Origin of the sequence: Clostridium sulfidigenes, assembly GCF_052067195.1 — a bacterium.
In the GTDB taxonomy this organism is placed as follows: Bacteria; Bacillota; Clostridia; order Clostridiales; family Clostridiaceae; genus Clostridium_J; species Clostridium_J sulfidigenes.
Window position 1 is genome coordinate 108,029 of sequence record NZ_JBQHQR010000011.1, and the last position, 24,840, is coordinate 132,868.

Annotated in this window: 27 protein-coding genes, 2 tRNA genes and 1 rRNA gene; 4 read left to right on the top strand and 26 right to left on the bottom strand. The window is 29.0% G+C overall.

Annotation, left to right across the window (positions count from 1 at the left end; genetic code table 11):
• The first annotated feature begins 140 nt into the window (after positions 1 to 140).
• Positions 141 to 614: a 2-C-methyl-D-erythritol 2,4-cyclodiphosphate synthase gene (ispF, locus tag ACTNBA_RS13295; RefSeq protein WP_441074683.1), complete on the top strand. Its 474-nt coding sequence runs from the start codon at positions 141 to 143 to the stop codon at positions 612 to 614.
• 62 nt (positions 615 to 676) lie between these two features.
• Here ispF and ACTNBA_RS13300 read toward each other — a convergent pair whose 3' ends face one another.
• The 12 genes from ACTNBA_RS13300 to ACTNBA_RS13355 all read right to left on the bottom strand — a co-directional run bounded on the left by ACTNBA_RS13300 (position 677) and on the right by ACTNBA_RS13355 (position 11,521).
• Positions 677 to 1,165 (bottom strand): YhcN/YlaJ family sporulation lipoprotein, encoded by a 489-nt coding sequence (locus ACTNBA_RS13300; RefSeq protein WP_441074685.1) that lies wholly within the window; start codon positions 1,163 to 1,165, stop codon positions 677 to 679.
• Positions 1,166 to 1,293: 128 nt separating this feature from the next.
• Complete coding sequence (locus tag ACTNBA_RS13305) at positions 1,294 to 1,515, bottom strand: hypothetical protein (RefSeq protein ID WP_441074686.1); 222 nt, start codon at positions 1,513 to 1,515, stop codon at positions 1,294 to 1,296.
• A 186-nt stretch (positions 1,516 to 1,701) separates the two neighbouring features.
• The gene (gene pyrE / locus ACTNBA_RS13310; protein ID WP_441074688.1) at positions 1,702 to 2,274 is read right to left on the bottom strand and encodes an orotate phosphoribosyltransferase; all 573 of its coding nucleotides are present in this window, start codon (positions 2,272 to 2,274) and stop codon (positions 1,702 to 1,704) included.
• Between the two features lie 12 nt (positions 2,275 to 2,286).
• The gene (locus ACTNBA_RS13315; protein WP_441074689.1) at positions 2,287 to 3,183 is read right to left on the bottom strand and encodes a dihydroorotate dehydrogenase; all 897 of its coding nucleotides are present in this window, start codon (positions 3,181 to 3,183) and stop codon (positions 2,287 to 2,289) included.
• Positions 3,184 to 3,193: 10 nt separating this feature from the next.
• Positions 3,194 to 3,937: a dihydroorotate dehydrogenase electron transfer subunit gene (locus tag ACTNBA_RS13320; protein WP_441074691.1), complete on the bottom strand. Its 744-nt coding sequence runs from the start codon at positions 3,935 to 3,937 to the stop codon at positions 3,194 to 3,196.
• A gap of 72 nt (positions 3,938 to 4,009) precedes the next feature.
• Complete coding sequence (gene pyrF / locus ACTNBA_RS13325) at positions 4,010 to 4,885, bottom strand: orotidine-5'-phosphate decarboxylase (protein WP_441074692.1); 876 nt, start codon at positions 4,883 to 4,885, stop codon at positions 4,010 to 4,012.
• A 19-nt stretch (positions 4,886 to 4,904) separates the two neighbouring features.
• Entirely contained in the window at positions 4,905 to 6,092 is a 1,188-nt protein-coding gene (locus ACTNBA_RS13330) for a dihydroorotase (RefSeq protein WP_441074693.1), read from the bottom strand.
• Between the two features lie 22 nt (positions 6,093 to 6,114).
• The gene (locus tag ACTNBA_RS13335; RefSeq protein WP_346871228.1) at positions 6,115 to 6,549 is read right to left on the bottom strand and encodes an aspartate carbamoyltransferase regulatory subunit; all 435 of its coding nucleotides are present in this window, start codon (positions 6,547 to 6,549) and stop codon (positions 6,115 to 6,117) included.
• Between the two features lie 21 nt (positions 6,550 to 6,570).
• The gene (gene pyrB, locus ACTNBA_RS13340; RefSeq protein WP_035130807.1) at positions 6,571 to 7,494 is read right to left on the bottom strand and encodes an aspartate carbamoyltransferase; all 924 of its coding nucleotides are present in this window, start codon (positions 7,492 to 7,494) and stop codon (positions 6,571 to 6,573) included.
• An 879-nt stretch (positions 7,495 to 8,373) separates the two neighbouring features.
• Positions 8,374 to 9,864, bottom strand: coding sequence for a methyl-accepting chemotaxis protein (locus ACTNBA_RS13345; RefSeq protein WP_441074694.1), 1,491 nt, complete (start codon positions 9,862 to 9,864; stop codon positions 8,374 to 8,376).
• Between the two features lie 117 nt (positions 9,865 to 9,981).
• The gene (locus tag ACTNBA_RS13350) at positions 9,982 to 10,878 is read right to left on the bottom strand and encodes an HD domain-containing protein (protein WP_441074695.1); all 897 of its coding nucleotides are present in this window, start codon (positions 10,876 to 10,878) and stop codon (positions 9,982 to 9,984) included.
• A 79-nt stretch (positions 10,879 to 10,957) separates the two neighbouring features.
• On the bottom strand, positions 10,958 to 11,521 hold the full coding sequence (locus ACTNBA_RS13355; RefSeq protein WP_414632299.1) for a DUF1836 domain-containing protein: 564 nt from the start codon (positions 11,519 to 11,521) through the stop codon (positions 10,958 to 10,960).
• A 788-nt stretch (positions 11,522 to 12,309) separates the two neighbouring features.
• On the opposite strand from ACTNBA_RS13355, the gene ACTNBA_RS13360 reads away from it, so the two are divergent.
• Positions 12,310 to 12,555: an AbrB/MazE/SpoVT family DNA-binding domain-containing protein gene (locus tag ACTNBA_RS13360; protein WP_035130802.1), complete on the top strand. Its 246-nt coding sequence runs from the start codon at positions 12,310 to 12,312 to the stop codon at positions 12,553 to 12,555.
• A gap of 126 nt (positions 12,556 to 12,681) precedes the next feature.
• Here the strand turns inward: ACTNBA_RS13360 and ACTNBA_RS13365 are convergent, their stop codons facing one another.
• From ACTNBA_RS13365 to ACTNBA_RS13375, 3 genes are all read right to left on the bottom strand, one after another.
• Complete coding sequence (locus ACTNBA_RS13365; protein WP_441074696.1) at positions 12,682 to 13,809, bottom strand: C40 family peptidase; 1,128 nt, start codon at positions 13,807 to 13,809, stop codon at positions 12,682 to 12,684.
• Between the two features lie 184 nt (positions 13,810 to 13,993).
• Positions 13,994 to 14,836: a 16S rRNA (cytidine(1402)-2'-O)-methyltransferase gene (gene rsmI / locus ACTNBA_RS13370; protein ID WP_441074697.1), complete on the bottom strand. Its 843-nt coding sequence runs from the start codon at positions 14,834 to 14,836 to the stop codon at positions 13,994 to 13,996.
• Positions 14,837 to 14,866: 30 nt separating this feature from the next.
• Positions 14,867 to 15,613 (bottom strand): tRNA1(Val) (adenine(37)-N6)-methyltransferase, encoded by a 747-nt coding sequence (locus ACTNBA_RS13375; RefSeq protein ID WP_441074698.1) that lies wholly within the window; start codon positions 15,611 to 15,613, stop codon positions 14,867 to 14,869.
• 734 nt (positions 15,614 to 16,347) lie between these two features.
• Here ACTNBA_RS13375 and ACTNBA_RS13380 point away from each other — a divergent pair.
• Complete coding sequence (locus ACTNBA_RS13380; protein ID WP_035130799.1) at positions 16,348 to 17,007, top strand: type II toxin-antitoxin system VapC family toxin; 660 nt, start codon at positions 16,348 to 16,350, stop codon at positions 17,005 to 17,007.
• A gap of 113 nt (positions 17,008 to 17,120) precedes the next feature.
• On the opposite strand, the gene ACTNBA_RS13385 is transcribed toward ACTNBA_RS13380, so the two are convergent.
• The 8 genes from ACTNBA_RS13385 to ACTNBA_RS13420 form a co-directional block, all read right to left on the bottom strand.
• Positions 17,121 to 17,783, bottom strand: coding sequence for a LysM peptidoglycan-binding domain-containing protein (locus ACTNBA_RS13385; protein WP_441074699.1), 663 nt, complete (start codon positions 17,781 to 17,783; stop codon positions 17,121 to 17,123).
• Between the two features lie 139 nt (positions 17,784 to 17,922).
• Positions 17,923 to 18,126, bottom strand: a complete 204-nt coding sequence (locus tag ACTNBA_RS13390) for a heavy-metal-associated domain-containing protein (protein ID WP_035130795.1) — start codon at positions 18,124 to 18,126, stop codon at positions 17,923 to 17,925.
• Between the two features lie 10 nt (positions 18,127 to 18,136).
• Positions 18,137 to 19,045, bottom strand: a complete 909-nt coding sequence (locus ACTNBA_RS13395; RefSeq protein ID WP_035130787.1) for a PSP1 domain-containing protein — start codon at positions 19,043 to 19,045, stop codon at positions 18,137 to 18,139.
• Between the two features lie 2 nt (positions 19,046 to 19,047).
• A complete protein-coding gene (locus ACTNBA_RS13400) occupies positions 19,048 to 19,977 on the bottom strand; it encodes a DNA polymerase III subunit delta' (RefSeq protein WP_441074701.1) in 930 nt (309 codons plus the stop codon).
• Between the two features lie 76 nt (positions 19,978 to 20,053).
• Entirely contained in the window at positions 20,054 to 20,383 is a 330-nt protein-coding gene (gene darA / locus ACTNBA_RS13405; RefSeq protein WP_035130781.1) for a cyclic di-AMP receptor DarA, read from the bottom strand.
• Positions 20,384 to 20,403: 20 nt separating this feature from the next.
• Positions 20,404 to 21,030, bottom strand: a complete 627-nt coding sequence (gene tmk, locus ACTNBA_RS13410) for a dTMP kinase (RefSeq protein WP_441074703.1) — start codon at positions 21,028 to 21,030, stop codon at positions 20,404 to 20,406.
• A gap of 41 nt (positions 21,031 to 21,071) precedes the next feature.
• Positions 21,072 to 22,508 (bottom strand): aminotransferase class I/II-fold pyridoxal phosphate-dependent enzyme, encoded by a 1,437-nt coding sequence (locus ACTNBA_RS13415; protein ID WP_441074705.1) that lies wholly within the window; start codon positions 22,506 to 22,508, stop codon positions 21,072 to 21,074.
• Positions 22,490 to 22,696 carry a sigma factor G inhibitor Gin gene (locus ACTNBA_RS13420; RefSeq protein ID WP_441074707.1) on the bottom strand — a complete coding sequence of 69 codons (207 nt, stop codon included), beginning with the start codon at positions 22,694 to 22,696 and terminating at the stop codon, positions 22,490 to 22,492. The genes ACTNBA_RS13415 and ACTNBA_RS13420 overlap by 19 nt, the downstream gene beginning before the upstream one ends.
• Positions 22,697 to 23,164: 468 nt before the next feature.
• On the opposite strand from ACTNBA_RS13420, the gene ACTNBA_RS13425 reads away from it, so the two are divergent.
• Positions 23,165 to 24,325, top strand: coding sequence for a zinc-binding metallopeptidase family protein (locus ACTNBA_RS13425; protein ID WP_441074709.1), 1,161 nt, complete (start codon positions 23,165 to 23,167; stop codon positions 24,323 to 24,325).
• Between the two features lie 126 nt (positions 24,326 to 24,451).
• On the opposite strand, the gene ACTNBA_RS13430 is transcribed toward ACTNBA_RS13425, so the two are convergent.
• From ACTNBA_RS13430 to rrf, 3 genes are all read right to left on the bottom strand, one after another.
• Positions 24,452 to 24,525, bottom strand: a tRNA-Cys gene (locus ACTNBA_RS13430).
• A gap of 4 nt (positions 24,526 to 24,529) precedes the next feature.
• Positions 24,530 to 24,605 (bottom strand) — tRNA-Phe (locus ACTNBA_RS13435).
• A gap of 7 nt (positions 24,606 to 24,612) precedes the next feature.
• Positions 24,613 to 24,730 (bottom strand): 5S ribosomal RNA (gene rrf, locus ACTNBA_RS13440).
• Between the last annotated feature and the right edge of the window lie 110 nt (positions 24,731 to 24,840).

Below are 24,840 nucleotides of genomic sequence, written 5' to 3' on the forward strand. Positions count from 1 at the left end.
TTAATTATACATCTTTACTAGGGAAATTAGATGTTACACACTTAAACTTTTTTATCTTTCTAATAGTTACTAATGATTAAACTGTGTTAAACTTAAGTTGATATATTATTTATTATTTATTATTTATTGGAGGTTTATATATGCGAATTGGTTTAGGATATGATGTACATAAGTTAGTTCCTAATAGAGATTTAATTATTGGTGGAGTTAAAATACCACATACACTTGGGCTTTTAGGTCATTCAGATGCTGATGTTCTTATTCATGCAATTATGGATAGTTTACTAGGTGCTGCAGCACTTGGTGATATAGGAAAGCACTTTCCTGATACAGATGCTGAATTTAAAGGCATTTCTAGTATTAAACTTCTTAATGAAGTTAGAGAGTTATTAAGTAAAAATAATTATAAAATAGAAAACATAGATGCAACAATAATTGCACAGTGTCCTAAAATGTCTCCTTATATTACATCCATGAGAGAAAATATTAGTGAAGCATTAAGGATTTCTATAGATCAAATTAATGTAAAGGCTACTACTGAAGAAGGTCTTGGTTTTACTGGTATTGAAGAAGGAATTTCCTCTCAATCTATATGTTTAATAAGTAAAATATAAGATATATAAAAATACAAGTCCAAGGTTATTAAAATTCAACCTTGGACTTTTTAAAATGTTTATTACATATTCTCTATTATCTCTTCTAAATCTTTCTTAAATTCTTCTAATGGCTTATTCTCCTTAAAAGACTTCAACAATTTGGCTATTGACTCATATACATATTCGTCATCACTTATAGCTATGGTTTTGGCATTAGAATAGATGTCCTTAACTTTTTTTTCAACTTCCATTCGTAGTTCCGGAGATATATTATTGTAGTTATCCTTTAACTTTAATGCAACTAATACAGATTCATGGTTTATATAGGTTACCGAAGATTGTATTTCTGGAATTTCTTCAATGTTTGCCATAATTCTCTCACAGGTGGATATAGCATTTCTAATTTCTACTTCTTTATCTATAGGCTCATCACTCATATCTTCAACAGTAGGACCGGCTCCCACAGTATCACTTTTTTTACTATTACTATTACATCCCATTAATACCACCGTTACTATAATTAATAATACTACAATAAATAATAATATATCATTTATTTTTCCTTTCATTTTATATCCTCCTATATATAATTATATTAATTTAGTTTCTATAATCTATAGAATTAATAATAAATAACTATATATAGTTTGGCTTATAAGCATAAGTATATTCCTATTCTAAATTATATCTCCACCTTTTACATCGTATCTGAATTCTCAAATATATCATTCGTAACAACAAAATTCCCATTGTTTTCAACTAAGTCAAATTCACTTATACTTGTTATTCTTTCCTCCCTTTCAACATGAAATACATATCCAACTCTTCCATGTTTCTTAAAGAATACTCTTGATGATTTTATAACTCTAAGAGGATTTTTATTTTTATCATATATAATACTAGGAACATCATTAATCATATTTACATTCTCCTTACACCAGTTGTTAATTAATGATATATAATATTATCCTATTATATAATTTATGACTATAATCATTAGTTATAATATAAAATTTATTTGCACCATCTCTTATAAAAAAATTCACCTCCCTATATAAAATCTATAAGTAAGGTGAACTCTATTACAACTTGGTTAATTATTCAATTATTTAATGTTTCTGCTACCTGGTTTTACATAAGGTATATCTTTTTTACATAGTGGGCATTCTTCCTTATCAAAGCTTTCTATTTCCAACTTACATGCACTATAAACCGGAAGAGTTAAAGCACAATTTTCAACTCTCCTATCAACTATACAACATACACCTATAACTTCTGCACCTAAACCTCTTAGCACTTCTACAACTTCCATAGTAGATTTTCCTGTTGTAACTACGTCTTCTGTAATTAAAACTCTTTGTCCTTGCTTAATTTCAAAGCCTCTTGTTAATGTCATTACACCGTCTTTTCTTTCAGTAAATATCCCTGGCTTTCCTAGTTGTCTTGCTAGCTCATAAGCAACTATTATTCCTCCCATAGCAGGACCTACTAACATATCAACATCTAAATCTTTAACCTTGTTTGCAACTACTTCCAATACTTGCGCTGCCTTATCTGGATACTGTAGTAATTTTGCACATTGACAGTATCTATTACTATGTTTACCTGATGATAGCAAGAAATGCCCTTCTAATAATGCCTCACACTGAACTAATATATCTACAATTTTATTTTCCATAATATTTTCCTCCTATACTATTCCTCTAATTTCACTAATATCTTTAATATTTTCTTTTATTAAAAAGTCTTCTATTCCTTTTATAATTTCTAATGGTGCAAAAGGATTTATAAAATTAGCTGTACCTATTTGGATCCCTGTAGCTCCTGCCATTATAAACTCTATAGCATCTTCCCAATTTGTAATACCGCCAAGACCAACTACTGGAACCTTACATGCCTTACACACTTGATGAACCATTCTTAAAGCCATAGGCTTTACTGCTGGTCCCGAGAATCCTGCATAGATATTATCAAATACAGCCTTTCGTTTTTTGTAGTCTATAGACATTCCTTGAAAAGTATTTATTAATGATAGTGAATCAGCTCCCGCTTCTTCACAACTAAGCGCCATCTCTACTATATTTTCTGCATTAGGAGATAACTTCACCATCAATGGTTTTTTACATACCTTCTTCACTTCTTTTACTGCCTCATAGGCAACATTTGATTTTATCCCTAGAGCCATACCACCATGTTTTACATTGGGGCATGAAATGTTAAGTTCTATGATGTCTACATCAACCTGGTTTAACTTCTCGATTATACTTATATATTCTTCTACTGTAGCTCCACCAACATTAGCTATTATATTAGTGTTATATTCTTTCATCTTTGGAAGTTCATCTTTTATAAAGTTTTCTACTCCTGGGTTTTGAAGTCCTACACTATTAAGCATTCCACCTGTTGTTTCTTTGATTCTTACTCCATCATTACCTTGTCTTGGATTTAAGGTTAAGCCCTTACTACAAATTCCTCCAAGTTTTGCTATATCATAAAACTTACTATACTCTTCACCAAAGCCAAAAGTACCTGATGCTGTCATTATTGGATTCTTGAATTCCTTATTACAAATATTTACCTTAAGCATAATTTCTCCTTTAAAACTCTAAATCTAATCCATTAAATACAGGACCATCTTTACATGTTCTTTTATTTCCACTAACTGTTTTACATGTACAACCAAGACAAGCTCCTACTCCACAAGCCATCTTCTTTTCTTCTGATACATATATCTTTGTACCCACTTCCTTGCACATATCAATTACTCTATACATCATAACCTCTGGTCCACAGCATAAAACTAAGTCATAGTCTTTAGGATTAAATAGTTCCGTTACATATCCTTTATGTCCAACACTACCATCTTCTGTAGACACCTTTACTGATAAATCTAACTCACTTATTTCTTCTAACCCATAAACTTCATCTCTAAAGCCAGCAAATATATGAACTTCCGAATCCTTTATGTTATCTACCAGGTATCTCATTGGAGCAACTCCAATTCCTCCTGATACTACTGCAACCTTGCCTTTTATCTCTTCTAAGTCAAAGCCATTTCCTAATGGACCCATAACCTTAACCTCTTGTCCTTGTATAAGATAACTTAATAATTTTGTTCCTTCTCCAACTAGTTGATATAGGAATTCTATAGAATTTGATGTTATATTATGAATACTAATAGGTCTCCATAATATAGGTTCCTTTTCCCAGGCTCTTAGCATATAAAACTGTCCAGGTTCTCCTCGAAACTTCCCCTCTATAGATAATTTAAATATTCCTTTAGCAACTTCTTTATTCTCTATTACTTTACAAACTTTGTATTCATAATTATCTTTTTTCATTCTAATCTCCTAATAATTTATTCTAATATAATGCCATACAATAAAGTTGTATGGCATGAACTGTAATTAAATTTATTTTTTTAGATTTCCTATAGCTGTTAGAATTTCATTTTTCATTCTAATTGCCTCTTCTTTTGCATACTTAGCAAAGTTTTCTTCACCATCTAGTTTTCCTTTATATGCAAGCATTATACCCCTTGAAGAGTTAACAACTCCTCCATTTCCATCCTTAAGATAAAGGGCTACATCTTCTGCTTTTCCACCTTGAGCACCATATCCTGGTATTAAAAAGAATGTACTGTCTAAAGAATTTCTTATTTCTATACCTTCATCTACATGGGTACATCCTATAACCCCACCTATAGAACTATACCCACACTTACCTATATAATTTTTCCCTAAATTATTTATAGTTTCCCCTACTACATTAAATACTTTTCTATCACCCTTAGTTTCTATATATTGAATATCCTTACTACCTTTGTTTGAAGTTCTTATCAGTACAAAAACTCCCTTTTCACTATTTTCAATATAAGGTAAGTATGGCTCTATACTATCTAATCCCATATATGGACTTAGCGTTATAAAATCAGCTTCAAATTCTCCTGCAAAATGTGCTTTAGCATACATTTCAGCCGTTTTAGCAATATCGCCTCTTTTTATATCTCCTATAGATATTGCTCCCTTTTCCCTTATATACTTTAATGTATTAGAATAAGCTCTTAATCCTTCCAATCCATATGCTTCATAATATGCTATTTGTGGTTTATAGCAAGCTACATGGTCTATAGTTTCATCTATTATAGCTTTATTAAATTCGAAAATTGCATCACCTATGTTTTCAAATTTCTTCATAAAACTTTCTGGTATATATGATATATCTGTATCTAGTCCCACACATACATGTCCTTTTTTTGCAATTATATCGAATAGTCTATCTATAATCATATGATACTCCCTCACTTTTCTATTTTTTATAAACAACTTTACCACCTTTTATGGTAGTTATAACTTCTCCATATACTTTCATACCATTAAATGGAGTATTTTTACCTTTTGATAAAAATTCTTCCTTACGTATCTCATATTCTTTTTCTAAATCTAGTATTACTAAATCTCCATCATAACCTATATCTATTTGACCCTTATTAACTCCTAGTATTTCACTAGGTCTCTTACTCATGATTTCGCTTAGCTTACTTAAATCTATATGACCTGACCTTACAAGCTTTGTATAAGAAACTCCAAAGGCTGTTTCTATTCCTGATATTCCTGGAGCTCCTTTTTTCTTATCCTCTTCAGTATGAGGTGCATGATCTGTAGCAATGCTATCCACATATCCACCTTTTATAGCTTGGATTAAATATTCCATATCTTCCTTTTCTCTAAGAGGTGGATTTACTCTATACTCTACATCATTTGTTAAAGCTATATGATGGGGAGATACTTCACAAGTAACTTTATGACCTTTTTCCTTTGCTTTAATGATATATTCCATAGATTCTTTGGTACTTACATGGGAAAAGTGAACTTTACACCCTGCATGTTTTGCTAAAGTTATATTTCTCCAAGTCATAGTATTTTCTGCCAGTCTCATATCTATATCAGATAGATTATGATTCTCACAATGGCACATAACAGTTATATCCTTCTCTTTAGCCTTAATCATAGCATTTAACATAACTTCGCTGTGCATAACATCTTTTCCATCTTCTGATATTACTTTTATATCACCTTTTTTTAGCTTATCTAAATGGCTTATGTCATCTCCACTAAACTTATTAGTTATAGATATAACTTGATTAATATCTATAAGTCCTACTTCCTTACCCCTATTTATAACATAATTAACTGTCTCCATAGTGCTACATACTGGATTTGTATTTGCCATAAGGTTTACCATTACATATCCACCTTTAACTGCAGCATGAGAACCTGATTGTATATCTTCCTTATGTGTAAGTCCTGGATCCCTAAAATGCACATGTAAATCTACAAAACCAGGCATTACTATCTTTCCTGTTGCATCTATAGTTTTACAATCCTTTATGAGATTTCTTCCTAGCTCACAAATTACTCCGTCCTTTATATAGACATCTCCAACAAAGGTTCCACTCCAGTCAACTACTGTACCATTCTTTATGCAAATTTCCATAAGTATTCTCCAATCCTATCTATTAATATAATGAAGTTACCTTTTGTAAATCATCACAGTAATGACATCTATATTCCTTCGTTTCTTCATCTACTAAGTAATGTATATGCTTAATGTTAGGTTCTATAGATGTAACGCATCTAGGATTCTTACATTTAATAACATTTTCAACCTTTTTAGGAAGTGTAAGCTTAATTTTTTCCTTAATTTCTTCATTTTCTATTATATCTATAGTTATATTTGGATCTATTACTCCTAATATTTCAAAATCAATATCTATTCTAGTTTCTATTTTTATTATATCTTTTTTCCCACACTTATCACTATTAGCATTCATTATAAGGGCTACAGTGAAATCCGCTTTATCTAAGTTTAAGAAGTTAAATATTTTTATTCCTTCTCCAGCTTTTATATGATCTATTACTAATCCGTTTTTTATACTATTTATAGTTAACATATTACTTCCTCCTTATATACCTTAGTAAATTCCTAATAGTTTTAGTATTAATGCCATTCTCACATACATTCCATACTTAGCTTGCTTAAAGTACACAGCTCTATTGTCACTATCTACTTCGTATGCTATCTCATTTACTCTTGGTAATGGGTGAAGTACTATCATATCTTCTTTCGCAAGATTCATTTTCTCATTATCTAATATATAAGTATCTTTGAGTTTTATATAGTCTTCTTCATTAAAAAATCTTTCTCTTTGTACCCTTGTCATATATAAAATATCTATTTCCTTCATAGCTTCTTCCATAGTTCTAACTTGCTTGAACTCTATGTTTTTCTTTTTAAGGACTTCTTTCTTTATATACTCTGGTATTTCTAATTCTTCAGGTGAAATTAGTACGAACTTGTTGTTTTCATATCTACTTAAAGCTTTTATTAACGAATGTACTGTTCTTCCAAATTTTAAATCTCCACAACAACCTATTGTTAAATTATTTAGTCTTCCCTTTAGGGTTCTTATGGTTAGTAAATCAGTTAAGGTTTGAGTTGGATGTTGGTGTCCACCATCCCCTGCATTTACTACGGGAATATCACTATATTGTGCTGCAACCTGTGGTGCTCCTTCTTTAGGATGTCTCATTACAGCAATGTCTGCATAGCATGCAACAGTTCTTATGGTATCTGCAATACTTTCTCCCTTAGCTACTGAACTAGCATTTGGTTCTGAAAATCCGATTACACTTCCGCCTAATCTATTCATAGCAGCTTCAAAACTAAATCTAGTTCTAGTACTTGGCTCATAAAATAATGTAGTAAGCAAGTACCCATCACAAGCATGTATAAATTTCCTTGGATCTTTTATTATTTCATCTGCTAGGTCAAATATTTCGTCTAATTCTTCTAAAGTAAGGTCCATTGGTTCGATTAAATTTCTTCCTTTTAACATATAAAACACTCCTTTTTAGCCTCTCTGGGATAATTTAAAGGTATTAAGATTTACTTATAAAATTCAATAAAAAAAAGCTTTCCTCAACAAGGAAAGCTATAAATATCTGTAAATACAACTTTGTATATGAATATATTATTGTAAATTTTATCATATTACAAATGTATTCATACCAAAATATTATCTTCCCTTGCCGGCATCTCTGTACCGTTTTTAAAAGGATTCTTTATTAAATTTTTACTATTTTCATTTTACTTTAAATAAACTGTAATGTCAATATAGTTTATTATAATACTAATTTTTTTAATTTGGCTTATTTATGTGATTAAATCACATATCTTTCTATATAAATATTGTATTATAAATTATATAAACAGTATAATTTTTACCCTAGTTTATCTTAAGAAGTAAATACCAAGCTTATCAAATATTTATAAGCATAAATGTAAAACCACATGGTATACTAAATAAAAGCAAATTATAAGGAGGATATTAAAATGAAAATAACTTTTGATAACGAAACTAAAGATGCACTTTTAGAAAATTTAAGCAAACAAGGCAAATCTGTTGTTAGACTAGCTATTGCAGGTTTTGGTTGAGGTGGCCCTAACCTAAGCGTTGTTCTGGATGAACAAAAATCAAATGATACTGTAGAAACTGTTAATGGAATAACTTTTGCAGTTGATAAAGATGAAGAATATATTTTTGAAGATTGTATTGTTTCTTACAAAAAAACATTCTTTGGAAAAACTTTTAGAGTAATATCTAAAGCTATAGGTGAAAGTTCTTGTAGCTAAAATGTAAAAAAATAATGCACTCTTTAAAATAAAGAGTGCATTATTTTTTTAATATGTTAATCCCAATGACTAAAAACTCTATTTATTTGAAGTACTTACTTATTTCCTCTATTGAACTATTTAACACTGCTGCTATATTTTCTAATTCCTTAGAATTATTTAGATTTTCATGAGATATGGTTGAAGTTTCTTCCGAACTTGCCATGGTTTCTTGGGCTATACCTGATAAATTTGTAATGTTATCATGAATTTTTTCACTGCTATCTAAAATTGCAGATACCTTAGAAACCACACCTATCATTTCCTCTTTTACTGTAGATACATTTTTCTGAATAGTTGAAAATGCTTTATTTGTATCTTTAACCAATTGTTGTTGTTCATCATTAGCATGAACTAATTCTTCTACCTCTAAAACTGATACATTAGTATCTTCTTCTAGAGACTTCAGTATATTTCCTATCTCTAGTGAGTTATTTTTACTCTCAGCTGCTAATTTCTTTATTTCATCTGCTACCACTGCAAATCCTTTTCCACTTTCACCAACCCTAGCTGCTTCAATTGCGGCATTTAGTGCTAGAAGATTAGTTTGCTCTGAAATAGATGATATAACATTAGTTATTTCCGCAATATTAGATGATTTTTCAGCTAGTTCCTTCATAATGTCACTAACCTTTTTATTTTTGCTCATAATATATTCACTTTTCTTAGATAATTCATGAACAATTTTTATTCCATTGTCTATTACCTCATCAGCTTCCTCAGAGGATTGTTTAACAACAGTAGTTACCTCTTCAGTCTCTGTTATTTCATGCTTTATATTATTTACTAAATTAGTCTGACTCTCAATTTCTTTGCTAGTATTAGTTGCCCCTATTGCTATTTCATCTATAGATGAATTTACAATTTCTGTACTTTGACCTATTAAAGAAACAATTCCTCTAAGCTCATTAGATTTTTCTTTAACTACAGTATATACATTGGATAAATCTATTAACATCTTTTGTTGTATCTTACTATTTTCATTTAATTCTTCTACATTTTTATTTATATCTTTATTCATTTTAGAAATAAATTGCGTAACTATTACAAGCGTTGGCAAAAACATTATAGTAGTACCTAAAATCCCACTTAACTCAGCGCTATTTCCTAACTTTACCTGCATATATGCATATATTAGTATAGATATTAAATTTATTCCACCAACAGTAGTTATTAATTTTAAATCCAAGTATAAAACTAAACTTAGTATAAATGGAAATCCAGCTGCAAAAGCAGATGCACAGGATGATGTGAGTAATATATATGTATCTACTAATAAAAATCCTGTAGCCAAAACCCATCTCATTATGTTATTTGATGAGTTTTTCATATATAAGAATATGGCTATAACATAGGCTATACCTGCTACTAATATATTATATATTGCAAATCCAATCCTTCTATCTCCCCTATAAACTTGTAGAACTGAACCTGCTACTGTAACAAACATAATGCTCAAAAATACAATTAACATTAATTTATTTACTTTAGTAATATAATTGTTATAATTCTCTTTATGTTCATTTTTCCCCATAATAATCCCCCCACATTTTTACTTGATTGAATTATCGTACCATTGTATATACATCTTAATATATATTTTGAAAATAAAACCATAAAACAAACTACCTAAGTAATTCGCTTTATGGTTTTATATAAATAATTTAGTTTCTATCTTTTTTTCATAATCCGACCACGTATCATGTATTGTTTTATCTTTTACCTTTGATACCTTATTCATAGTAGCATCAAGATAATCTGCATAATGCACTATAAAAGCCTCTTCTGTATTTGGCCCTTTAGGAGATCCATACTCCGGTTTTCCATGATGTTGAACAATACATCCTTTAATTCGATTTTTAAAGTCCTCACTATAAAATCCAGGGTTATTTTTAAATGCTTCTTCTATCATAGTTATACCTATAACTATATGACCTTCCATTTCACCTCTAATGGTTGGTTTAAACCTTCCAATTGACGAATATTCATATATCTTTCCAATATCATGAAGTTTTGCTGCTAATATAGCAACTTCCTTATATCTACAATTATACCTATATGCAAGTTTCTTTGCCCAATAGGTTACGTTAAGAGTGTGTTCTGCAAGCCCACCTATATATGTATGGTGTTCTAACCCTCCAATCCCTTGAGAAAAATCATTTATAAATTTCTTATCACAAAAAAAATATTTATCTAAAGACATAACCTCTTCACATTTAAATTGTTGAGTTGTCATTTCTTCTAATTCATCTAATATAAATTTTACATCTCTTTTTACACAGTTCATAAAATCATTTAAATTATAACTAGATTTTGATAAATCTAGCTTCACTATACTATTATCTTTTATACTAACATTTACTACATCACCTATATTTAATTCATTATTGTAATTATTTTTAACTTTAAGCCTTAATTCGCCTGTAATATCTCCTAGGGTATATATTATCTCATCTTTATATATCTTTTTATCTTTAATCATAAGTAACAATTCTACTAAATCCTTATTAGTACTATTAGCTACTTGAATCAAATAGATTGATTTCATAACCTCATCTCCTTATAAAGTCATCTATTATGTATCTTTTCATAAGAAGATATTTTTATTCTTTTATCCATATAATATTTTACTTATATTTATCTCCAAATTCTTCAACTAATGTAGTAACCAGTTTTTTTATATTACTTGCATGAGCTACTAAAATCATAACTAACAAGAATATTAATATTCTTTCTTTATCTTCATTATTAAACTCATACTTTTCCAAGTGTCTTCTAATTATTTCTTCTAAATCCTTCTCTTCTCCACTAAAAAATAATTCTATATTCTTTTGCTGTAAATCACTAAATAATTTAAAGGTATCTTCCCATGAAAGAATATCATCCTCCCTATTATTTATATCATTAAAAGCTAATCTAAATACACTTTTTATTTCATCTGTTGTCAAAATCGGCCTCATATATCCTAATAAAACCAATTGAGCTAAATGCAGTTTAGTATATCCTCTTTTTTTACCATCTTCTGGCTTAGAAATAACTTCGCTCTTTATATAATTTTGAAGTATGCTATTAGTAAATTTATCGTGCTTAAACTTATCGTTAAGATAATCTTTAACTTGTGATAAGAATAAATCATACTGTGGTAATTCATCATACTGTATTATACTTTTTTCAGTATTCTCACCTATCATCTCCGAAAATTTAGATACCACCTCTTGAAAAATATTCCCATTATCTCTTTCTCTATCATTCATTTTCATCCCTCACTTTAATAACCTTTTTAATATTTAACTTATTCTCGCCTTAATACTAGTTAAATATATCATAATGTAAATTTTTGTACACTACTTCATATTAATTATAAAAGATAATGTCTATATTTACAAATATCTTATAAAATAAAAGTCGAATTATTTATTAATGCATTATGAAATTAATATAAATTATTCATTCAAATATAAGCACATATCAATATTATTAACAATAATCACATTTTACTAACATATTATTATAAATAATATCAACATCAGCTGTTGATTAATATATACATGATAATTCCTATAATTCCATTAACTTTAGAAGTTTTTATATATTATCCACATTATCCACAGATGGGTTGTGCATAATATTTTTTATTTTCTGTCTAGAACACTGAATAATATGACTGTACCTCCTTCAAATTTTGATATTTTTTGTAGAATCAATTCACAAACTAAATAAAATAGTATTGAAAATAAGTATCTTTATGTTAAAATATTAAATTATAAGTTAAATTATTCATCTTTTCCTTATTATGTGATTAATATTACTATAATAGATTATATATTAATGGCATATAATGTAATAAATTTATTTTTTTTATCATTTTTTATTGACTTATGATTTTTCTTGTATTATAGTTATTATATGGTATTAAATATAATATCTGCTAACTAAATTTTATTTGATTACATAATCAAAAATATAGGAGGAATTTATTATGAAATCAACTGGTGTTGTAAGAAAAGTAGACGAGTTAGGGAGAATAGTTATCCCAGTAGAATTGAGAAGGACTTTAGATATTGACGTTAAGGATGCTCTTGAAATATACGTAGATGGTGAGCAAGTTATATTAAAGAAATATGAACCTGCATGCATCTTCTGTGGAGATGCTCGTGATGTGGTTAACTATAAATCTAAAAACATCTGTCAAAAATGTCTAAATGAATTAAAGAATCAACAATAAATAATAAAAACGTTACTTAGAAATAAGTAACGTTTTTATTATTTATATCGTATATACTATATAAATCTATCTATTCACCCTAAAATAAAAGACCAGCAATTAAATTACTGATCCTGTCTTTAGAAATTAATATCTTCTTGCCCCTATATAATCGTATCTACTCATAGGCGATATCTTTACAACCTCATTATCTTGAGGAGCATGAAGGTAAGAATTATTACCTACATATATACCAACATGGTATGCATATCCACCTGAACCAAAGAATACCAAATCTCCAGGTTGAGGATTAGAAACTGGTGTTCCTGCGTTCATTTGATCCTGCGCTACTCTAGGAAGACTTATTCCATTGGCAGCATAAACATATTTAGTTAAGCCTGAGCAATCAAAAGTATTAGGCCCGTTTCCACCCCATTGGTATGGAACTCCTAAAAATTTATATGCATAACCAACTATAGAGCTTCCTGAAGCATTTGGAGGTGCTATCACATTTGAATCACCGTTGCCTCCTCTACTCGGTCTATTAGAGCTACTAGTATCACCATTACTAACATACTCCCTTATTTGTCTCTCTGTCTCTCTTTTTTGAGCTTCATATTCTTTCACAGCTGCATCAAATAAGTCTCTATTAGCTTCCGCTTTAGCTAAAGCCTTTTTATGTTCTGCTCTTTTTTCTTCCAATTGAGCTAATTTTTTATTATTTTCTTCTTGTAATGCATCTAGCTTTACTTTTTCATCTTGAACTACTTTTTTCTGTTTTTCAATAGTTTCTATTTTTTCATTTAAACTACTAACAATTTCTTTATCAGAGTTTATCATTATATTTATGTTATTTAATCTAGACATAAAATCTGATATACTATTTGAGTTTAAAAGCGCCTCAACATAACTACCCATACCATTAATGTACATCGCTTTCATTCTCTCACTAAATTTTTCATTTTGTTCTTTTATATCACTTTCAGTAGCTTGTACCTTCTTGTTGCTCTCTTCAATTTTGCCTTCTGCTTCAAGAATTTCAGCATTCAAATCTTCTATATCTATAGATATATCTTCCATCTGAGAATTTACTGACTGTATTGAAGCTTCTATCTCATCGACTTGCTCTTGAGCACTTTTATAGTTGTTTTTGTTTTCTTCCAACTTTTGCTCATATGTTGATCTATCACTGTTTGGATCTGCAAATGCACTAGTTCCAACACAAGAAATAGACAATGCTAAAGCAAGTACTAATGATATATTCTTCTTATTCAAAAAAATTCCCTCCCCCTCATTTATAAATCTCATTTACCATTATAACACTATAATGATTGTTATCTCAAGTAATTTAGGAAAAAAATGAGATAACCATCTATTTTTTAATAGATATACAGTAAATATATTCAATATAAATTATCATATTCCTTCTAATTTGAAAAATTTTTCAAAATGCTTTTGCTTATATATCAATTCCAAACTTATATACCTCTGATTTGTGTAGGTTTCTTTCCTTTGCAACTTTCTTTATTGCTTCTTTTTTATTTAATCCTTGATTTATATACTCTTTTATATGCTCCTCAATACTCATATCTACCCACTTAGACTTCATTTCTTCAATAATCTCAGTCTTGCTTTTTCCTTCTAACACTAGTACATATTCACCCTTAGGCTTATTTTCTTTATAATGCTCTATAGACTCTTCTAATGTTCCTCTTAATATAGTTTCATGAAGCTTTGTAAGCTCCTTGCATATTACAATATTTCTATTACCTAAGTTATCTTTTAAGAAATTTAAAGTGGATTCTAATCTATGTGGCGCCTCATAGAATATTAAAGTTTCTTGCCTATCTGCTAACCCCTCTATAACCTTTTTTCTATCCTTATTCTCTCTAGATAAAAATCCTACAAATAAAAATTTATCTGTATTTAGTCCAGAATAAACTAGCGCAGTAGTAATTGCTGTTGCTCCAGGATACACTTCAAATTCTATATTTTCTTCAATACATCTTTTCACTATAATAGCACCTGGATCTGAAATTCCTGGAGTGCCTGCATCGCTTATTATAGCTATATTTTTGCCTTCTATTAATCTATTTATTATATCCTCACTTTTCCCATTCTCATTATGTTTATGATAACTTATCAATGTTTTTCTTATGTTAAAATGATTTAAAAGCTTTAAACTCTGTCTTGTATCTTCACATGCAATTATATCTACACTTTTTAAAGTTTCAAGGGCCCTAAGAGTTATATCTTTTAGATTTCCTATTGGAGTAGGTATTAAATATAATTTACCACTCACTTTTACTCACCTCTTCTATTCTTTATCTTATTAATCTAACCATTGTGAATTATACATTGCTTTAATTTCCTCTGAATAAGAATCATCCTCCATATGTACATATAATGGATCTTCTATTTTTAAGAATGCTCCCCCATCCCTTTGTCCTTCTACTAATAATATATTAGGTGCCTTTCCTGGTTTAGGATGAATAAATCTTATTCTCTTTGGTTCTATTTTATACTTTCTCATAAGAGTAAATATATCTACTATTCTATCTGGTCTATGTACCATAAAAAATTTACCATTATCCTTTAATAACGTCCTAGCTGCGATTATAACATCTTCTAATGTGCAGCATACCTCATGTCTAGCAATGGCATTCTTATCACTCTCATTGAGTATTCCAGAGCTATACAACTTATACGGTGGATTTACAGTAACTATATCTACTCTACCTAATGATTTTAAAAGTTCCTTATCCTTTAAATCCCCTTCTATGAACTTAATCTCATCACTAAAATTATTATACATAGCAGTTCTATTTGCCATTTCAGCAAATTCTTCTTGTATCTCTACACCCTTTATTACTCCACATTGGCTCTTCCCTTTAATTATAAATGGAATTATTCCTGTTCCACTACACAAGTCAATAACAGTTGCATTTTTTTTTACCTTAGCAAAATTGGCTAAAAGTACTGCATCAACTCCAAATCTAAATCCCTCTTTTTTTTGTATGATATGAATACCCTTTAACTGTAAGTCATCTAACGTTTCATCTATGTTTATTAAACTCATAATATAAAATTCCTTTCTAATACCCAAATTACACATATCCTATTATATAATAAGTTGCTATGTTTTTCATCTTATCCATAATATCTATAATATAACTACTAATTATCCAAAAATTTATTCTTAAAATTATAAAATCCCCTTGAGTAGTTATAAATATTTAACCATCAAGGGGAAACCTTTTTATTTTTACATACTATAATATAGGGGGATGCAATATGTTTTTTCTAGTACTTTATAAATAATATATACTAAATAAAACATATTGCATTTAGGGTTTATATTTATGATTTAATTTGTCATTTATCCGATGACTACCAGCTCTATATTCAATGTGAGAGTAAAGAGCTGCTACGCCCCTGGATAACGATTTCTAGAGCTTCAAAGAAGCTAAGAACTCTGTTTATCCGATGACTACCAGCTCTATATTCAATGTGGGAGTAAAGAGCTGCTACGTCCCTGGATAACGATTTCTAGAGCTTCGAAGAAGCTAAGAACTCTGTTTATCCGATGACTACCAGCTCTATATTCAATGTGAGAGTAAAGAGCTGCTACGTCCCTGGATAACGATTTCTAGAGCTTCGAAGAAGCTAAGAACTCTGTTTATATTATTACCAGTATCAATAGGAATATACAGTTATATTTAATTTATTACTTAAGTAGCAGTAATAACTAATGGTTTAATTTAATATAATACAATAATCATTCAGTATAATCAATTAAGAAAGGTTTGCATTATGGAAATATTATTTTACCCCTTTTCATCAATAGATTTTCAATCAAGTACTTCTATATTGTTAGATGCATCATTTTTGTTAAGTTTAGTTTATGATGATGATATAAAACATACTGAATGTATAGAAGTATTCAGAATATTACTCAATAACCAGTGCAAACTTTTAGTTACAAATATAATTTCTGCTGAAGTTTTAAATCAAATTATGTATAAAATATTTATGATAGATATACGTCACAAAATTGATAAAGAAAGCGCCTTTAATTCTCAAACAAATATAAAACAAATTATATCATCCTTTAGTAAATATGACAGAAAAATTATAAAGGATAAAAGAATAGATAAGCTAAGAGAAATTCCCTATAAAAAGTATTTTGATAACCTATCTAAAAACAGTTCTAAAAGAGATCTGCTAAGTATTTATTATAAGACTGCTGTAACCATGCACAATCAACTTGAAAACACCGTTAAATACGAATATGTTGAAATAAATAAGCTCTGTATGAGTAAGACTAAAGAAATAATGATTAAAAACCTATTGTCTATAAATGATGCTACACATATAGCTACTTGTATATGTCATAATATACATTATTTATTAACTCTAGATAGTGACTTTGTTTATGCCAATTGTGATTCTGTTAAAATATTAAAAATATAGCCATGTAGTATTTCTACATGGCTATATTTCAGCCTATAAAATCTTAAAACTGTTTTATAGGCTATGGTATTACTTCAGATATCTCCTTAATCTAAAGTTAATTTATTCGTATATTATTTATTAGGTATACATAAAGTGTCTTCAACTTTTATTGTATCCTCATTTAGGCTATTATGTGCTTTAATTAATTCAATTCCATCCATTATATCCATATTGGATAAATACTCCTTAGATATGCTAAATAATGTATCGCCTGATTTAACAACATACTTAATGTGATCAGTATGTTCTGCTGTATTAGCTGAAGCTACCTCTTCTGATTTTTGGTCTGATTTTTTTTCTCCCGTTACCAATGAAGTTTCATAAGATATAATGAGTTTTTGTCCTGATGAAATAATATCATCTTTATTCATATTATTCCTTGTTAATATTTCTGCTACTACTTCATTTGGGTCAGAGCTTGGCATGTAAGTTCTAGCTATACTATAAAGAGTATCATTAGCTTTTACTGTATAGTATCCTTCTTTTACTTCTTCCATACCTGTATCTTTTTTATCTTCTTGTCCTAGTGTAGTTTTATCATTGACCTTTGTGCTATCAGTATTCTCTTTATTTTCATTTATAGCTTCATTAGTCTTTGAGTCAGTGGTTGTAGCTGGTTTGTTACTAGTTTCTTTATTTTTATCTTTATTCCCTATATAGCTTACAGAAAAAAATATTCCACCCAAAACAATTGCACAGCTTATAGCTATTATTATTTGTTTTTTAAATTTCATAATTAACACCTCTCTATATTTTAATACTACTATTTAAATAATTAACAAATTTATATAAAATATACATGTTTAATTAATTTTGTTTATTTTTATGCAAAAAAAATCCTTGTAGCTTTATATCTACAAGGATTCTGAATAATTATATAACTGTGTAACCACTATTCTCTATGGATTCAATTATATCCTCTATGTTTATAAAATAATTGTCATAAACAATTTCTACTTCTTTTTTAGCTTTGTGTATTCCACAGGCTATAACCCCTTCATTGGCGGATATGGCATTCTTAACTCTTGTAACATCTTTACTTGTAACCATATCACAAACTTTAAGTGTGGTCTTCATATCCTTCCTCCTAATTTTCTTTAAATAGCTCTTTAATTAGTGTAGGGTCTTCAGCTTGATTTTCTAATTCCTTTAAATCAATTTCATTAATTATATCTTCATAGCTACCAGATATTAATGTTAAATCATTTATACTAACTACTTTAATATCATCTTCACCATCTTTTAGGTTTACTTTTACTTTTACCGCCTCTTTAACTACACTATTAGAAACTACTTCTCCTTTTCCATAGCATGTATCTACTATAGAACCTACCTTAGGTAATCTTTTTCTTATCCCTTCATATGTTTCTTGTTCATAATTTAAACAACACATAAGTCTTCCACATATTCCTGATATTTTAGTAGGATTTAAAGATAGGTTTTGTTCCTTTGCCATTTTTATTGATACTGGGGCAAATTCACCTAAAAATGTAGAGCAACATAAACTTCTTCCACAAGGTCCAAGACCTCCAGTCATCTTAGCCTCATCCCTAACACCAATTTGTCTTAATTCTATTCTAGTTCTAAAAATTGATGCCAGATCCTTAACTAATTCCCTGAAATCTACTCTACCATCTGCTGTAAAATAGAATATTACTTTATTATTGTCAAAAGTATATTCTACATCTATAAGCTTCATAGTTAAATCATGAGCCTTTATTTTCTCAAGACATATCTTAAAAGCTTCTTCTTCCTTTTCTTTATTAGTTTTATTTGCGTTTATATCTTCCTCTAAAGCTTTCCTTATTACATCCTTTAAAGGAGCTACAATTTCACCTTCTCTGAGTTCCTTCATACCAACTACACACTCACCAAACTCAATTCCTCTTGCGGTTTCAACAACTACAAAGTCACCCTTTTTTATATCTAAATCACCAGGATTAAAATAATATATCTTACCTGCCTTTTTAAATCTTACTCCTATTACTGTTATCATATTTAAACCTCCTGCATTCTCAAAACCATCGTTATAAATGCCAATGACGAGTTTACATTATTTTTTAAAGTTTTTCTTGTATCATCTACAACTTTAATCATACCATTTAATTTACTTAATGAAAATATATTAACTAAATCTTTAATATCGGATATTTTATCAATATTTATTATAAGCTCTTCATCTCCAACTTCTTTATAAATAATTATATCTCTTATTATGGTTATAATTACATCTAAAATATTTTCTTCCATATTTTTATAATCATTAAAAAACTTTTCATATAATAAAGAAGTTTCATAATCTTTATCCTTAATTTTATATATAAGTTCAAAAATTATATTTCTTATTAAACTAAAATCCTCATTTTCTATTAAACTCTCTGCTTTTCCTGGTATTCCTTTTGCAAAAGAAATAGCCACTAACATCTTATTTTCTTCAATTCCTGTGTATCTATTCTTAAGAAATAAAATCATCTCTTCCTTTGATAGTGGTTTTAGTTTATGTATGCCACACCTGGATTTAATTGTATCCAACATGCTTTCTAATTCTTCACACAATATAAATATATAAACATTAGCCGGTGGTTCTTCTATAGTCTTTAAAAATGCATTTTGTGCTTGAAATGTAATCTTATCACCGTTGTCTATGATAATAACCTTTCTATCTCTCTCAAAAGGTTTCTTATTACATTCTTCTATAATACTCCTAATAGTATTCACCCCTATGGATGCTTTTCCCTTATCTAAAGACCAATTAATTATATCTACATGTTCCCTTACTTCATCTATTCCTAAGAGCCTTGATGCTATAAATTTAGCTAAGACACTTTTCCCTATACCTTTTTCTCCAACTAGTATATGAGCATGAGTAAATTTATTATTATTAATTGCTTCAATTAAGCTATTTTTTATATTTTCATGACCTATCATACTCATTTGCTCCTTCCTATATAATAAATAATGTACAATAAGTTTAACCTATTGTACATTATTTTACTTAAATATATTATACTCTTAAAAACTTATCTACATCAACAACAAATATAGTAGCACCACCTATATTTACCTCTACAGGATACGGAACATATACCCCTGTAGATCCAGCAACCGGAGAAGGTGATGATATAAGTTGTTTTCTAACTTTGCAGATTTCTTCTATATATCCTAAAACAGTATCAACTTTCTCTACCTCTACACCTATCATTAATGTGGTATTTCCAGCTTTTAAAAATCCACCTGTAGTTGCAAGCTTTGTAACCCTTAACCCATTCTCTGTTAAGATATCGATTAAATCCATAGCATCGTCATCTTGAACTATCGCAATTATTAATTTCATATAATACCCCTCCTAAATATTTATTTATGCTCTATATAGGATTCAACTCTATTTACTATGTTCCTATGAATATTTTCTATAGAGTCATCTCCATTTATTAATTCTATTTTATCATAAATACTACTAATTTTTGAATATCCTTCAAAAACTTTTTTATGAAAATCCATACCAACATTCTCAAGTCTATCTAATTCCCGTTGATTTTTCTTTCTTTCAATTCCTTTATCATATGGAATACTTATCATAAATACTAAATCCGCTTCAAGTCCACCTAAGGCACAATCATTTATAGATTTTACAGTGTCTATTCCCAAATCTCTAGCAATTCCTTGATAAACTATAGATGAATATACAAATCTATCACATAAGACTACCTTCCCTTCAGCAATTGCAGGCTTTATTACCTCTTTTATAAGTTGAGCTCTCGCCGCAGCATATAGTAAAGCCTCACACATATTATCCATTTCTTGGTTGCCATTATCTAAAATTACCGCCCTAATTTTTTCGCTAATTTTAGTTCCTCCAGGTTCTCTCGTTCTTATAACTTCAATACCCTTATCTACAAAATATTTCTCTAATAATTCTATTTGTGTAGATTTTCCACTACCATCTGGACCTTCTAATGCTATTAATAACCCTTTATTCAAAAAACTTACCTCCAAACTTATCTTTTCCTATAGTTTCTTTGCTACTTTATTATAATTAAGTTATTTTCCTTCACTCCTAATAATGTAACATTATTGTTGATATAATATCCTATTATATCAACAATATCTTTTGTAATAATCTCTCCTGGCATTATTAGTGGTACCCCAGGTGGATATGGGACAATAGCTTGTCCGCACACTTTATTTATGGAATCTTTAATACTACACTCAACTTTTTTCATATTTAGAGTTTCCCATGGTAATTTATCTATTAGTGGAATTTCAAACTGCATCGGCTTTATATATTGATCTATTAAAGTATCCTTATTGCACTCTTTTAGTATTCTATAAAGTTTATCAAAATCATCTCTTGTGTTTGAAGTAGCAAAAATCAATACTACATTTCTTGAGTCACTCATTTCACATTGAATCTTATTAGTTTTTAAATAATCTAGTAATAGATGTCCACTAAATCCTTTAGGTACATTTATAATATATCTAGTTTTATCTATATATACCTTATTTCTAGTTGATGAACTATCCTTAATTATATCATGCTCATCTATTATATGATAAAAACCAATGAGATTTATTTTTCTTCTATATTCTTCACATAAATTAATTAATATACTGTAATCCTTACTTCCATACTTCTGTAAATAATATCTACTATAATCCATGGTGGCAAGAAATAAATATGAAGGACTCGTTGTCAAAAACATGCTAGTATAGAAGTTAACCTCATCTAAAAGCTCATCACAATTAACGTGCAAAAATGATGTTTGTGTTAAGCTTGGTAATGTTTTATGAGCACTTTGAACAACCATATCGCAACCTAGCTTAAGCGGATTATCAGGCAATTCATCTATAACTCCAAAATGTGCTCCATGAGCACAATCTATTAATACCTTCATATTATATTTCTTGGCTTCTTTTACTATTTCATCTAACTCTGTACATATGCCATAATAATTAGGGTATGTTAATAATATTCCCCTAGCATCTTGATTTTCCTTTATTAATTTAAATAGATGCTTCTTATTAATTGAAAAAGGAGCATCATATTTTTCACTTACCTCATTCATAACATATATAGGCTTTAACTTACGTAATATTATACTATTGAATACTGATCTATGACAGTTTCTTTCTACGATTATTTTATCCCCTTCTTTAAATGTAGCAAATATCATAATCATGTTTCCTGATGTACTTCCATTAACTAAAAAGTAAGATTTTTTACACCCATAGTAATTAGCAAGTTGTTCTTGTCCTTCTTTTATTATGCCTGTAGGATTATGAAGATTATCTAAACCCTCTACCTCAGTAATATCAAATTTAATGAAATTATCTAATAAAATCTTTCCTTCTTTTGTATCTTCATATGCTTTTCCCATTTTATGTCCAGGCATAGCAAAATAGCTATTTTCTTCTTTTTTATATTTCAATAGTGCATCTACTATTGGTAATCTTGGCACTTATCACTCACTCCTCTTGGTATAAGTTGAACTATATTCTTTTTAATACAGTTCTTATAAAATTCATAAAAATCTGTACTAGTTTCTATTGTTAATAATCTTCTTTCACAGTTCTCACAAATTCTTCGTCCATATATAAGTATACCATTATCTAGAGGCTTTCTGCATATAATACATTCCTTATTCATATTTTTCCCCCTCAAAATTTATCCAATAGAACTTATTATTCTATTATTATATCGTCTTTGAATAAGTCAACTTAGTTAAAATAGAGTAATCCTTCTAAGTTTTATCCCTGTTAAGACTGTCTTAATTATCGCCCCTTATAATATATTTTATTCATGAAATCCTTTTTTTTATTTTGTCCAAAAAAAAAATTTCATCTTATAATTCATACTTTTTCTACTTTAAATAACATCAAGTATACTGTTAATAAATTAATAAACCCATATATCTATTAATCTACATAAATTGTCTAATTTCCTTGTATTTATAAATACTTTTAATAAGAAATTTTTTAGAAATATAGATACTATTAAAACACTATTTATCTATAAATTTGTCACTGGATAATATAGAGATATGTGCACATACTAATTACATAAGGGCAGATATTGATAATATTAGTATCTATAAAATTGTAGGGAGGGTTACAATTGAAACAAAATGTTCTAAGTTTTTTATCTACTATAAAATCTGAAATCCTAGATATTAATAAATTTTTATATGAAAATAGTGAAAACTGTTTTAATGAATATAAATCATCAGATTACATTATAAAACTATTACAAAAATATAATTTTAATATTGAAAAAAATTTCATAGATATTCCAACTGCATTTCGTGCCAGAATTGGACACAGTCATCCTGAGATATGTTTTATATGTAAATATAGTAGTGGAAGTGATGATGGTCATATTTTTGGTAATAATGCCAATGCTACTATGTCTTTAGGTGCAGCCATAGGTTTATCTTCTGTCATTGACAAAATAGGAGGTTCTATTCTAGTAATCGGATGTCCAGGGAAATACTCCAATGGTTCAGAAATTATAATGACAAAAGAAAATGTATTTGAAAATTGTAGTGTAATTTTTGCTCCTCATGTGGATAATATAACATCTATTAATAATACTTCACAAGCATGCACAACCTTACAGCTTGATTATAATAATTTACTTGTTTCTAATGATAATGCTAACCAAAGTTCATTAGATGTTTGTCTACATACAGTACACTTTATAAACGAGTTAGTTAAAAACATCTCAAAAGAATGTTATATGGATCATTTAAATCTTACCTGTGATAATGCATTAGTTGAATATCCTTCATCTGCTAAGGTTAAATTTGAAATTAAATCAAAAGATCATAAGTTATGTCATAAAATCGAAGAAAATATAAGAAGCTATATTAAATGCATAGAAGATATCATAAATATAGATTGCTCTATTAAGCTAATTGAGCTTCCTTGCAAAGAACTTTTAGATAATAAAATAGTAAATAAATTATTTGAAAATAACTTAAAAGAAACTGGATTAATTGAAATGAACTACGGGAAAAAAATGCTATATCCCTTAGGAATTGGTACTGTAAGTCATACTACGCCTACTATATATCCGTCTATATCAATAGTAAATGATCCATCAATTCACTGTCCATCAAAACAGTTTATGGACTTAACATTAACAGAATATGCTCAATGTAATATATGGAAAGCTATTGAAGCCTTAATTTTAACTTCTATAGATTTAATTGAACGCAAAGATTTAATCTATGAAAGCACTACCTCTCTCTCTAAAAACATTTCTAAAACTTTATAATGGAATAAAAGTGAATTCTTATGTAACATACTATATAAAAATTTATATACTAAATCTAATAATGATATACTATGATTTAATAAGTAAAATAAAAAGACTTGTAAACAATATGTTTACAAGTCTTTTTGGAGGCGCCACCCAGATTTGAACTGGGGATAAAGGCTTTGCAGGCCTCTGCCTTACCACTTGGCTATAGCGCCAAACTGGTGGCTCGAGCAGGAATCGAACCAGCGACACGAGGATTTTCAGTCCTCTGCTCTACCGACTGAGCTATCGAGCCACACCTGACCTGGCAACAACCTACCCTCCCACACAGCTTCCCGTGCAGTACTATCGGCCTCTTGATGCTTAACCTTCGTGTTCGGTATGGGAACGGGTGTATCCATCAAAAGCATAATTACCAGATTTGAAAACATTGGTTAAATGTTCTCTCAAAATTACACAGTGAAATTTATTTCGTCTTTATTTAGATCAAGCCCTCGACTTATTAGTATGAGTCAGCTGAACATGTTACC

Bases quoted from the DNA above. Each gene is read 5' to 3' on its own strand.
- ispF (WP_441074683.1), top strand. From the start codon at position 141: ATGCGAATTGGTTTAGGATATGATGTACATAAGTTAGTTCCTAATAGA.
- ACTNBA_RS13300 (WP_441074685.1), bottom strand. From the start codon at position 1,165: ATGAAAGGAAAAATAAATGATATATTATTATTTATTGTAGTATTATTA.
- ACTNBA_RS13305 (WP_441074686.1), bottom strand. From the start codon at position 1,515: ATGATTAATGATGTTCCTAGTATTATATATGATAAAAATAAAAATCCT.
- pyrE (WP_441074688.1), bottom strand. From the start codon at position 2,274: ATGGAAAATAAAATTGTAGATATATTAGTTCAGTGTGAGGCATTATTA.
- ACTNBA_RS13315 (WP_441074689.1), bottom strand. From the start codon at position 3,183: ATGCTTAAGGTAAATATTTGTAATAAGGAATTCAAGAATCCAATAATG.
- ACTNBA_RS13320 (WP_441074691.1), bottom strand. From the start codon at position 3,937: ATGAAAAAAGATAATTATGAATACAAAGTTTGTAAAGTAATAGAGAAT.
- pyrF (WP_441074692.1), bottom strand. From the start codon at position 4,885: ATGATTATAGATAGACTATTCGATATAATTGCAAAAAAAGGACATGTA.
- ACTNBA_RS13330 (WP_441074693.1), bottom strand. From the start codon at position 6,092: ATGGAAATTTGCATAAAGAATGGTACAGTAGTTGACTGGAGTGGAACC.
- ACTNBA_RS13335 (WP_346871228.1), bottom strand. From the start codon at position 6,549: ATGTTAACTATAAATAGTATAAAAAACGGATTAGTAATAGATCATATA.
- pyrB (WP_035130807.1), bottom strand. From the start codon at position 7,494: ATGTTAAAAGGAAGAAATTTAATCGAACCAATGGACCTTACTTTAGAA.
- ACTNBA_RS13345 (WP_441074694.1), bottom strand. From the start codon at position 9,864: ATGGGGAAAAATGAACATAAAGAGAATTATAACAATTATATTACTAAA.
- ACTNBA_RS13350 (WP_441074695.1), bottom strand. From the start codon at position 10,878: ATGAAATCAATCTATTTGATTCAAGTAGCTAATAGTACTAATAAGGAT.
- ACTNBA_RS13355 (WP_414632299.1), bottom strand. From the start codon at position 11,521: ATGATAGGTGAGAATACTGAAAAAAGTATAATACAGTATGATGAATTA.
- ACTNBA_RS13360 (WP_035130802.1), top strand. From the start codon at position 12,310: ATGAAATCAACTGGTGTTGTAAGAAAAGTAGACGAGTTAGGGAGAATA.
- ACTNBA_RS13375 (WP_441074698.1), bottom strand. From the start codon at position 15,613: ATGAGTTTAATAAACATAGATGAAACGTTAGATGACTTACAGTTAAAG.
- ACTNBA_RS13380 (WP_035130799.1), top strand. From the start codon at position 16,348: ATGGAAATATTATTTTACCCCTTTTCATCAATAGATTTTCAATCAAGT.
- ACTNBA_RS13385 (WP_441074699.1), bottom strand. From the start codon at position 17,783: ATGAAATTTAAAAAACAAATAATAATAGCTATAAGCTGTGCAATTGTT.
- ACTNBA_RS13390 (WP_035130795.1), bottom strand. From the start codon at position 18,126: ATGAAGACCACACTTAAAGTTTGTGATATGGTTACAAGTAAAGATGTT.
- ACTNBA_RS13395 (WP_035130787.1), bottom strand. From the start codon at position 19,045: ATGATAACAGTAATAGGAGTAAGATTTAAAAAGGCAGGTAAGATATAT.
- ACTNBA_RS13400 (WP_441074701.1), bottom strand. From the start codon at position 19,977: ATGATAGGTCATGAAAATATAAAAAATAGCTTAATTGAAGCAATTAAT.
- darA (WP_035130781.1), bottom strand. From the start codon at position 20,383: ATGAAATTAATAATTGCGATAGTTCAAGATGACGATGCTATGGATTTA.
- ACTNBA_RS13420 (WP_441074707.1), bottom strand. From the start codon at position 22,696: ATGAATAAGGAATGTATTATATGCAGAAAGCCTCTAGATAATGGTATA.